At 59.0% G+C, this 10,381-nt stretch carries 11 protein-coding genes and 2 pseudogenes; 12 read left to right on the forward strand and 1 reads right to left on the reverse strand.

The window, feature by feature from the left end; all coding sequences use genetic code 11:
• The 11 genes and pseudogenes from JWR14_RS08395 to hfq form a co-directional block, all read left to right on the forward strand.
• Positions 1-187 (forward strand): annotated as a pseudogene (locus JWR14_RS08395) (cyclase family protein); the annotation flags it as partial.
• A gap of 18 nt (positions 188-205) precedes the next feature.
• A complete protein-coding gene (locus JWR14_RS08400) occupies positions 206-919 on the forward strand; it encodes an SDR family oxidoreductase (protein WP_299704384.1) in 714 nt (237 codons plus the stop codon).
• Position 920: 1 nt separating this feature from the next.
• Positions 921-1,922 (forward strand): 3-hydroxyacyl-CoA dehydrogenase, encoded by a 1,002-nt coding sequence (locus tag JWR14_RS08405; RefSeq protein ID WP_299704387.1) that lies wholly within the window; start codon positions 921-923, stop codon positions 1,920-1,922.
• A gap of 81 nt (positions 1,923-2,003) precedes the next feature.
• A complete protein-coding gene (locus JWR14_RS08410) occupies positions 2,004-3,338 on the forward strand; it encodes a TIGR00366 family protein (protein WP_299704391.1) in 1,335 nt (444 codons plus the stop codon).
• Between the two features lie 30 nt (positions 3,339-3,368).
• On the forward strand, positions 3,369-3,653 hold the full coding sequence (gene catC, locus JWR14_RS08415; protein ID WP_299704394.1) for a muconolactone Delta-isomerase: 285 nt from the start codon (positions 3,369-3,371) through the stop codon (positions 3,651-3,653).
• A 19-nt stretch (positions 3,654-3,672) separates the two neighbouring features.
• Complete coding sequence (locus JWR14_RS08420; protein ID WP_299704397.1) at positions 3,673-3,969, forward strand: YciI family protein; 297 nt, start codon at positions 3,673-3,675, stop codon at positions 3,967-3,969.
• Between the two features lie 255 nt (positions 3,970-4,224).
• On the forward strand, positions 4,225-4,608 hold the full coding sequence (locus JWR14_RS08425; protein WP_299704400.1) for a DUF427 domain-containing protein: 384 nt from the start codon (positions 4,225-4,227) through the stop codon (positions 4,606-4,608).
• A gap of 211 nt (positions 4,609-4,819) precedes the next feature.
• The gene (locus JWR14_RS08430) at positions 4,820-6,148 is read left to right on the forward strand and encodes an LLM class flavin-dependent oxidoreductase (RefSeq protein WP_299704403.1); all 1,329 of its coding nucleotides are present in this window, start codon (positions 4,820-4,822) and stop codon (positions 6,146-6,148) included.
• Positions 6,149-6,391: 243 nt separating this feature from the next.
• Entirely contained in the window at positions 6,392-6,961 is a 570-nt protein-coding gene (locus tag JWR14_RS08435) for a TetR/AcrR family transcriptional regulator (protein WP_299704406.1), read from the forward strand.
• 186 nt (positions 6,962-7,147) lie between these two features.
• Positions 7,148-7,384 carry a hypothetical protein gene (locus JWR14_RS08440; protein WP_299704410.1) on the forward strand — a complete coding sequence of 79 codons (237 nt, stop codon included), beginning with the start codon at positions 7,148-7,150 and terminating at the stop codon, positions 7,382-7,384.
• Positions 7,385-8,005: 621 nt separating this feature from the next.
• Positions 8,006-8,212, forward strand: a pseudogene (gene hfq / locus JWR14_RS08445) (RNA chaperone Hfq); the annotation flags it as partial.
• A gap of 404 nt (positions 8,213-8,616) precedes the next feature.
• Here hfq and JWR14_RS08450 read toward each other — a convergent pair.
• The gene (locus JWR14_RS08450; RefSeq protein ID WP_299704412.1) at positions 8,617-9,147 is read right to left on the reverse strand and encodes a DUF6572 domain-containing protein; all 531 of its coding nucleotides are present in this window, start codon (positions 9,145-9,147) and stop codon (positions 8,617-8,619) included.
• A 323-nt stretch (positions 9,148-9,470) separates the two neighbouring features.
• Here JWR14_RS08450 and JWR14_RS08455 point away from each other — a divergent pair, with 323 nt between their 5' ends.
• Positions 9,471-9,989 carry a hypothetical protein gene (locus JWR14_RS08455; protein WP_299704414.1) on the forward strand — a complete coding sequence of 173 codons (519 nt, stop codon included), beginning with the start codon at positions 9,471-9,473 and terminating at the stop codon, positions 9,987-9,989.
• Positions 9,990-10,381: the final 392 nt, after the last annotated feature.

The following is a 10,381-nucleotide window of genomic DNA, read 5'->3' on the forward strand; positions in this document are numbered from 1 at the left end:
TCCGTTGATGCCGCTGCACCATCATTGTTTGTTCAAGCTCGGCTTGCCGCTTGGCGAGCTTTGGTATCTGCACGATCTGGCGGTCTGGCTGCGCGCCAACGGTCGCTCGCACTTCATGCTCACGGCGCCGCCGCTGCGCTTGCCGGGCGCGATGGGTTCGCCCGTGACGCCGATCGCCACCGTCTGATTTTCTAAAGTACACGACATGACACGAGAACGAGTTTTGATTACCGGTGGCGCAGCCGGGATCGGTGCGGCCTGTGCCGAGCGCTGTGAAGCGGATGGCTTCGAAGCCGTTGTGATCGACCGCGTAGGCAGTCGGATAGGCAGCGGTCTGATCGCTGATCTTTCGGATACCGAAGCAACGAGGAAAGCACTTGACCAGGCACTCGCGGGCGGGCCGGTCACGCGGCTGGTCAACAACGTCGGCGTGGTGGTCCCGGCCGGCGCGGGTGAACAGAGTCTCGAAGAACTCGAACTCGCCTGGTCCCTGAATGTACGTTGCGCGATGCAGTGCATGCAGGCGCTGCTGCCGGGCATGCAAGCCGCGGGTTTCGGCCGCATCGTGAATATGTCTTCGCGCGCGGCGCTAGGCAAGGAACTACGTACCGCGTACTCGGCGACGAAGGCCGCGTTGATTGGCATGACCCGCGTATGGGCGCTGGAACTCGGCCGTCATGGCATTACGGCGAACGCGATTGGCCCTGGCCCGATTCGCACTGAACTTTTCGATCGCGCGAACCCGCCGGACAGTCCGCGTACGCGCGCGATTGTCGAGAGTGTGCCGGTGAAACGCGTGGGCACGCCGGAAGATATCGCGCATGCCGCGTCCTATCTCCTCGATGCCCGCAGCGGTTTTGTCACCGGTCAGGTGCTCTATGTGTGCGGCGGGATGACGGTCGGCGTAGCGGGAGTCTGAGATGAGCACGGCAGATATCCGGCGTGTGGCAATTGTGGGGGCGGGGAGTATCGGGGTTGCGTTCGCTGTGGTGTTTGCGCGGGCGGGATGGCCCGTGCGACTGTTCGATCCAGACGCGTCCCGCCGCGATGCAGCCCTCGGAGAGATCACGCAGCGCCTGAATGAACTGGCGCGTTTTGGATTACTCGACGAAGCCGCTGACGCCGTGGCGGCGCGCGTCCAAATAGCAGCGTCCGTGGAAGCAGCGGTTGCCGACGCGGATCTCGTGCAGGAGTGCGCTCCCGAGCGGGTGGACATCAAGCGTGAGTTATTTGAACAATTCGATGCCGCCGCGCCCGCGACGGCGATCTTCGCCAGCGCTTCATCGGCTTTGACGACGTCAAGCTTCGTTGATGACCTGGCCGGAAGGCATCGTTGCCTGATTGCGCATCCAGGCAATCCACCGTATTTGATTCCCGTGATCGAGATTGTGCCCGCGCCTTTTACCGCGCCTGACGTCACGCAACGCACGCTGCAACTTTTCCGCGATGCCGGCTTGCAACCCGTGCTGGTATCGAAGGAAATCGAGGGCTTCGTCTTCAACCGGTTGCAGGGCGCCGTGCTGCGCGAAGCATATTGCCTCGTGCGTGACGGCGTCGCGACGGTCGAGGACATAGATACAGTCATGCGTGACGGCCTTGGCTTGCGGTGGTCCGTGATCGGACCATTCGAAACGGTGGATCTGAATACGCGCGGCGGTATCAGCTCGCATGCACAGAAGATGGGGCCTGCATACGAACGAATGGGCGCGGAGCGTGGTCAGCACGATCCCTGGACACCGGAGCTGGTCGAGATCGTGGCCGCGGCAAGGCGCGCGGCGGTGCCGCTTGAACAATGGGAAGAGCGCGTGGCATGGCGCGACCGGGCAATGATGGCGCTGACCCGCCACCGGCGGTTAACGGGTTCAGAAAAGAGTTCAGAAAAGGAGGCTTCAGGAAAGGAGCCTTCAGGAAAAGAGTCTTGAGAGCCGAACGAGCAGCTTTGTTCCAGCGGTGCCCATTTTCAGAAACTTCGCTTAACTAAATAATACTCCAGAGACATTGCAATGCAGAAAATAACGGGATTCTTCACCGAACTGATGCGCAAGTATTTGCCCGATCCGTTTGTATTTGCGATCGGGCTGACGCTTCTCACCATGATCCTTGCCGTATTGGTGCAGGGCCAGGGCATCGTGGCGCTGACAACAAGCTGGGGCAAAGGCTTTTGGACGCTGCTTGCGTTCACCACGCAGATGGCCGTGATCCTCGCGATGGGTTACGTGCTCGCGACCGCGCCGCTGACCGAGCGATTCCTCGATCGCATTGTTGTGCGGGTGCACGATCCACGCATGGCGATCATTGTTGCAACGCTGGTAGGCGGCATCGGCAGTTATCTCAACTGGGGCTTCGGGCTGGTGATCGGCGGTATTGTCGCGCGCAAGCTGGCGCTCAGTGTGAAGGGCGTTCACTACCCGTTGATCATTGCATCGGCGTATAGCGGTTTCACGCTTTATGGTCTCGGTTTGTCGGCGAGCATTCCCGTGCTTATCTCGACCAAAGGCCACCCGATGGAAGCACAGATGGGCGTCATTCCGCTCTCGGAGACCATCTTTTCACCGACCATGCTTGTTACCAGCCTGGTCGTGCTGATCACGCTGCCCTTGCTTAACGCGTGGCTGCATCCGAAGCCGGGCCAGCCGGTGACCGAGATCGACCGTACGCTTGAGGAGCGCACGCGAGCCGCGCAAGCGGCTATTCCCGCCGACGCCGGCGACGAAAAAACATTTGCCAGCCGCCTGAACAACAGCCGGTTGCTGAGTGGCTTGATTGGATTGATCGGCGTGGTATACGTCGTGCTGTATTTCCACGGCGGCGGCACGATGGATTTGAACCTGATCAACTTCATCATCTTGTTCCTCGGCATCATCTTGCTGGGCACGCCGATACGCTATGTTGAAAAACTCAACGAAGGCATCAGGACGATCAGCGGCATCATCCTGCAATATCCGTTCTACGCGGGCATCATGGCGATCATGGCGTCGTCGGGACTGGTCAATACGTTTTCTGAGTTCTTCGTCAAGATCGCGACGCCGCATACGTTGCCGTTCTGGGGTCTCATCAGTTCGTTCTTCATCAATTTCTTCGCACCTTCAGGCGGCGGCCACTGGGTCATCCAGGGGCCGTTCATGATCGAGGCGGCGAAGGCGATTGGTGCGTCCGTGGGGCATACGGCCACCGCGGTCATGCTCGGCAACGCCTGGAACGACCTGATCCAGCCGTTCTGGATCTTGCCGGCGCTCGCGTTGTCGAAGCTCAAGCTGAAAGACATCATGGGTTATACCGTCATCATGATGTTCTGGATTGGTATCGTGTATACCGTCGCGATTCTTGCATGGGGCTAGGCGGTTCAATCATCTTCCGGAGGGGCGATCATGTTGTTCCTGGTTCATATGGTGGTACAGATTCCTCTCGACGCCGACACCGAGCTCATCAATAGCCTGAAGGCCGACGAGAAAGCGTTCTCGCAAAAACTGCAGCAGGAAGGGAAGTGGCGTCACTTGTGGCGCGTGGCGGGGCAGTACGCGAACTACAGCGTCCTCGACGTCGAGTCCAACGACGAACTGCACACCTTGCTCAGCTCGCTGCCGCTTTTCCCTTACATGGCGATCCAGGTCACGCCGCTTGCGCAGCATCCGTCGGCTATCGCGCAAAACTGAGTTCCTTAAGGGAAGTGTCATGGCGTTCATTATCGAAACGTGGGACAAGCCAGATCACGCTCCGGTGCGCATTCGGGAGCGCGACGTGCATCTGGCCTATCTCGAAGCGAACAAGGCGTTGTTGCTTGCGTGCGGCGCGAAACTCCAGGACGACGGCAGTAACGCGGGAGGCGGCGTGTATGTGGTCGACCTCGACACGCGCGAAGATGCGGAAAGATTCATCGCCAAGGACCCGTTCGCGCTTGCGGGTTTATTCGAGCGAGTGACAATTACACGCTGGCGCAAGGCCTATGTAGACGGCAAGGGTTATTTATAGGCCGTGCTGCGCGACGCTCGGCCAGGCAACGCAATTTTTTCAACATCATTTCCCTGAGCTGACTGTTCAGCGCACGTTCTTGGCTGCGCGGCTTGTCTCCCGCTAGCGTCCGATTTGCCAAGGCCGTAATGCTGGCGCGGAAACACCGGGGTGCGCGGCAGAAAAATCCACTTTCCGATACCCTGCAGTATTCGTAGGTAACGACTATCTCACTACGCTGAGTCCGTTAACCCTCGCTTCAAGGAGCACGAAGCCATGCAGACCAAAACAGTCAAGATTCCCGGGCCCGATCACCCCATCACGATCGAGCCCAACCCGGCGCGCATCACTATCTCTATGGGCGGCCGGGTTATTGCAGACACGCGCGAGGCGCTGACGTTGCGTGAAGCGTCGTACCCGGCGGTCCAGTACATTCCGCGCAAGGACGTCGACATGGCGTTGTTGCAGCGCACGGACCACGCAACCTATTGCCCGTACAAGGGGGATTGCTCGTACTACAGCATTCCGCTGGGCGGCGAGCGTTCTGTGAATGCGGTATGGACCTATGAAGACACCTATCCGGCGGTCGCCGAGATCAAGGATCACCTGGCTTTCTATACGGATCGGGTAGACAAGTTCGACGTGCAGCCGGCAGCCTGACGCGCTGGGTGGCGTCGCTGAGTCGCTGAAGAATCCGGACGCATCGGCGACGCCACACGCTTGCCCAAAGACGAACGACTCACCAAACCGCTCTTGCACCAATACCCGTTTGTGCACGGATTCGTCATTCGACGTATTTTATCGATGACGCCGCGCGCGCAGCGTTTGCCTTGCCGTCGAGGCAATCTTATCAACGCTTGAACGGAATCCAATGACCACGCAACGTCGTTTGCGGCTCGGCGCTTTCATGCGCCCGGCCACCATTCATACCGGAGCCTGGCGTTACCCCGGTGCATTCCCGGACGCCAACTTCAATTTCGCGCATCTCAAGCGTTTTGCGCAGACGCTGGAGCGCGGCCGTTTCGACGCCTTCTTCATGGCAGACCATCTCGCCGTGCTCAACATGTCTACCCAGGCGCTGAGGCGAAGTCACACAGCCACGTCGTTCGAGCCGCTGACGTTGTTGTCGGCGCTCGCGGCGGTGACCGAGCGCATCGGCCTGATCGCGACAGCGTCCACCACGTTCGACGAGCCTTATCACGTCGCTCGCCGTTTCGCCTCACTCGACCACCTGAGCGGCGGCCGCGCCGGCTGGAACCTGGTGACCACCGCCAACCCGGACGCAGCGCTCAACTTCGGTCTGGAAGAGCATGTGGAGCATGCCGAGCGATATCGGCGGGGCCGGGAGTTCTTCGATGTCGTGACCGGCCTCTGGGATAGCTGGGCTGACGACGCCTTCATTCGCGACGTTGAAAGCGGCACCTTCTTCGAACCCGACAAGATGCATGTGCTGAACCACAAGGGCGAGCATCTGTCGGTGCGCGGGCCGCTCAATATTGCGCGGCCCGTGCAGGGCTGGCCGGTCATCGTGCAGGCGGGGTCATCGGAAGCGGGCCGGCAGATTGCCGCCGAAACGGCGGAAGCCGTGTTTACCGCACAGACCACCCTAGCGGACGGTCAGCGGTTTTACGCCGATATCAAAGGGCGCATGGCGACACTCGGGCGCAATCCCGAGCATCTCAAGATCCTGCCGGCGGCGTTCGTCGTGGTCGGTGATTCGTTGGACGAGGCACTGGAGAAGCGCGCGCGCCTCGATAGCCTGGTTCATTACGACAGCGGCATTGCCTCGCTCTCGATCATGCTGGGTCACGATGTCTCAGGCTTTGACCCCGACGGACCGTTGCCCGAGATACCTGAAACCAACGCAAGCAAAAGCAGCCGCGAGCGCGTGATCGAATGGGCGAGCCGCGACAATCTCACGATCCGCCAGCTGGCGCAGCGGGTCGGGGGTTATTCTGGGCTTGAAATGATCGGCACGCCCACGATGATTGCGGACCAGATGGAGCAATGGCTCGTGGAGGACGGATCTGATGGCTTCAACGTGATGTTCCCTTATCTGCCGGGCGGACTCGACGATTTCGTCGACAAGGTCGTGCCTGAACTGCAGGCAAGAGGTATCTTCCGACGTGAATACGAAGGCGTCACTCTGCGAGAGAACCTTGGATTACCGAGGCCCGAGAACCGTTTTTTCAAGGCCTGAAGAGCGGATGACGCCGTCTGGCCAACGGCGTCATCGGGAAGCATAATTTAATTTTCATTAATTACGTCGCATGCCTAATTAATATCCTGTTGTATTGCGGAAAATGACACGAACATGCAAGCGGCGACAAATATTGCGTTGAGCCAGCCCGCCTGCGTCATTCCAGTTCTGCATTAAGATTGATGTCCCGGGGGTGCCTATGGTCACCTTAGTAGGCACCCCATCACAGGACAAACGAAGGTCATGGGACATTCACAGGCAGAGAAGGCGGCAACACATCAGCGGATAGTCGATGTGGCGGCACGACGCTTTCGGGAACTTGGGCTGGACGGCATCGGCGTCGCCGACGTCATGAAGGAGGCCGGCATGACTGTCGGCGGCTTCTACAAGCATTTTGAATCGCGCGACGAACTCGTGACCGAGGCGCTCGAGGTTGCATTCAAGAGCCTCGATGTATGGGAGGCACGTGCAGAAAATCTCGCGCAGGCGGTGCGCGACTACTTGAGCGAGGCGCATCGGGATGCCCCTGGCCAAGGTTGTGCGCTGGGCGCGTTGCTGGGTGATGTCGGACGCGGCAACGACGCCACGCGCGAGGTATTCACGGAACGGGTCAAGCACAATCTCGCGTTCTCCGAGGGTTTGCTCGATATCCCGGACCCGGCCGAGCGCCGTGCCCGCGCCATGCTGCAGCTGAGCGCCTGTCTCGGCGCGATCGGCTTGGCGAGAGCGGTCTCGGACCCGGTTTTGTCGAAGGAGATCCTGGACGGCGTCGCCCGGCAGCTGATGCCCTTGTTGCCGGGGCCGCCGGTTTGAGAACACGTATCGCTGCGAGCTGTGCTACAGCGGGCGTGTGTCGGATTAATGGAAACAATTATTGAAGCGGTGCTTGCAATACATTACATTCGACCCGTTGTCTGCGAGTCGGTCATCAGGCGCGAGCCCGGAGGCCGGCAACCGAATGCTAAATCGTGCTCTATGCGTGCTCCTTGGAGTTTGACCATGAAAGTACTTAACCTGATTTGCGTATCTGCAATCCTCCTTGGCGCGTCCGGCATGGCCGCGGCCCAGGGAAATGGCAACGGTGGTTCGGGCGGCGGCAACGCGCACGGTGCAGCAACGGCCGGTCCGACCACGGGCGGCGACAATAGCTCCACACCGGGAAGTTCGAGAGGCAAGCCTCACCTCTTCAAGCATAAGCAGAAGAAGCCGGCAACCCCCGCAACCCCCGCTCAATAAAGCTGGGCGTTAAAATCCAGACGCCACCCGCGTTAGGCGGCGGCGAATGCAAAAGGCTGTTGCGATTCGGGAAACCGGGCGTGACGGCCTTTTTTGACCTTTCCTTTGTTTGAATGGCCGAGGCTCGGGATCTCGCGCGACTTGACCGCCAGTTCGGCGGAGCTCAGCCGCCGGACTTTTCAGCAACCACCGGAAAGTGCCGGCTGTTGCCCCTCGCACTGCGCGGCGCTGGCCGGCGAGAGTTTGTCCGGTTTTGACCTTGTTCGACCTCAACAGCCCGCGCCCACGCGATATTCCAGTGGGTTAGTATTGGAGATGCAAACGTAAGCAGTTTTATGGGGCTTGCGAATATTCCGAAACTGATTTTTCGTGCGAAATTTGAACTCCCGGGAGCTGCATTGCTCGAATGGGAGCAAACGATGCGCGGTGCCGCCATCTGGCATTATGGTGTTACCGAGCGGCAGGAACGGTAGCATTCGGTCAGCGCAAGTCGTTTCTCCGGGACTTAATAGTGAGTCCGGCGCAGCGCACTATCGAATTGTCGAATCGTGCAACGCGCATCAAGATTCCGGTGGATGTCTGCCGGAACAGTCTGAAATACTAACGTCAGGTCGAATGAGAATGGCTACAGAACCCCAGCAGCAAAGTCAGAGCGACGTGCTTAACGCCGCCCGCAAAGAACGCAAGCGTGTCGCAATTTTCCTCGTGAACGGGGTACGACTGGTTGGTCACATCGAATCGTTCGACCAGTATCTGGTCATGCTGAGTTCCGCCGCCGGCATCCAGGCGGTCTACAAGCATTCGATTTCGACCATCCAGGAAGACACCGGCAAAGCATTCACCGCCGGGGCGGCCCGCACCGGCGCGGGCGCACCGCGCGACGCGGACTCCAAGCGTCCCGTCGCCATTTCCCATAAACGGCGCTTGCCGATGAATACGGGTGGCGAATGAAGTGCCCGGTTCATGCGCCAAGGCGGGTGAACCACGGTTGTTGCTTGAAAAGCCGGTATAGGTTTGCTCGAGCGACGAACCGGTGAAGGCTTGGGAGGGAAGCACGGGAACGCAGTGAACCCTGCTAGGCCGGCCGGATCTTCGCAAGACACGATACGCAGAACGCAGAAAAGGCGAAGCCCAATTGGGCCTCGCCTTTTTTGCCTAACTGTCACTGTTTCACTGTTTTGTCACAATGAACGTTTCGCTCGACGGCGCTTGCTTTGACCGCTCGTACGCGCTCATCGTCCCGACGACGTTTTCTTGCGCATCACCAGCACGGCGCGGCGGCCGGCATGGACGATGTCGTCACGCTGCTTCTCTTCAGGAGCTGGCCGCGGTGCAAGATCGAGCGCGTTGACAATCGATTCCAGCCGCGTGTCAGCGGCAACTTCAGCGTTGTCCACTTTCACCTCGATATCCTCGATATCCGCGGCAAGCGCATGCCGCACGTCGACGGTACGGCACCGGACGTCAAAACCGCTCGCGCGGATAAGCGTCTCGCGCGTCTTCCAGAAAACCTCGGCGGAGCGGGTCATCGGCCGCATTGCAACATATTCGATAACCACCGGATAGCCGCGCACCCGCGGGTAAGCCGCGAGTAACTGACCCGAACGGATGTATTGCGTGTAACGATCGATTTTCTTGGTCAGCAGCGCAAAATGCTTCGCTTCGTCGTCCCAGTCGAGGTCGTCGAAAATGCCGACGTACACGCGCTTGAACAAAATGTTCACGCCGACGTAATCGATAGTGTCCACGTCGAGAAGAGACATGGTATTTCCCCAGCGCCCGATGCCGGGCAAAGATTGCAAGCGCCTATTGTAATGGACTGCGTCATCCTAAATAACCGCGCCGAGCACGATTGCAACAGTGTACGACCTTTAAGCTTTACCACTTCTAACAGGCTTCGAAATTGATTGTTTTGGTGCACATCCTAAATCGACGTCTTGAAATAGGAGGATACCTAAAAACCAGCCGGGTTGATTGACAGTGGTCATCTCGAAAAACAAACTGGGTTCACGTTATTTGAACAGTTTGTGCGATTAGATCGGACATCGCATGAGCCGAACCTTATTTGTCCGGCAGGAGCAATAGCATGAAATCGAAAGCAAGGAAGGCCCTTGGGTCATTCAAGTCCGCACTGATCGCGGCTGCATCGTCAATGGTCATGACCGGCGCGTTTGCCGCGACTATCGACGGCACCACGGCAGTGCAAATTGGCGGGCGTGTGCAATCAGTGGATGTGAGTACGCACCAGGTCACGGTCATCAATGCACAGGGCCGTGCCGAAGCGTTTCAGGTCGGCAGCGATGTGCAGAATCTCGACAAACTGAAAGCTGGCACGAAGGTGGTTGGCACATCCCAGCGCGCGGTCAGGCTGACGGTGCTCGACTCGTCGTCGCTGGCGCCCGTGCCTTCAGCGGACGGCAATCAGATCGTGGCCAGCGTGGCACGCGTTGATGGCAACGTGATGACGCTCAAGGACACGCAGGGCGCTGTCCTGACGGTGCAGGCAAATTCGCCGAACGCAGCCGCCACGGTTATTCCGGGTACGCGTGTGCTGGTCGATCTCGTGCAATCGGGTCCGCTAGGTTCAGGAAGAGTGCTCAAGTAAAGCAGTCGGATTCCTCCGATAGCCTGCGATTCGTCGAAACATCATCATGTGTACATCGTTGGTGATCCAGATCCCCGCTGGATAACGAACGGCGAATCGCCCGGGTAAAACCGGTTGGTTCGAGCTTCTACGGAAGCGCGGCAACGCGGCAATCAAGGTACCTCTGCGACCACGCGTTGTCGCTAAAAAATCCATTCGGTGCAAGCCGGATGGATTTTTTTTGCATGCGCCTGGTTAGCCTCTTGTTGAAGCGTGAAGCGGGTTACCCGATAGCACGTCAAAGTTCACCCTGTCCTTCGGATTTACCGTCGCTATCTGGTGCGTCTGTCGGCGCTGCTTATCGGCCATATATCAGTGACACGCCCCGGATTGGGGCAACGTCAAGACGACGC

It is taken from the genome of Caballeronia sp. (assembly GCF_028292365.1).
Taxonomy (GTDB): Bacteria; Pseudomonadota; Gammaproteobacteria; order Burkholderiales; family Burkholderiaceae; genus Caballeronia.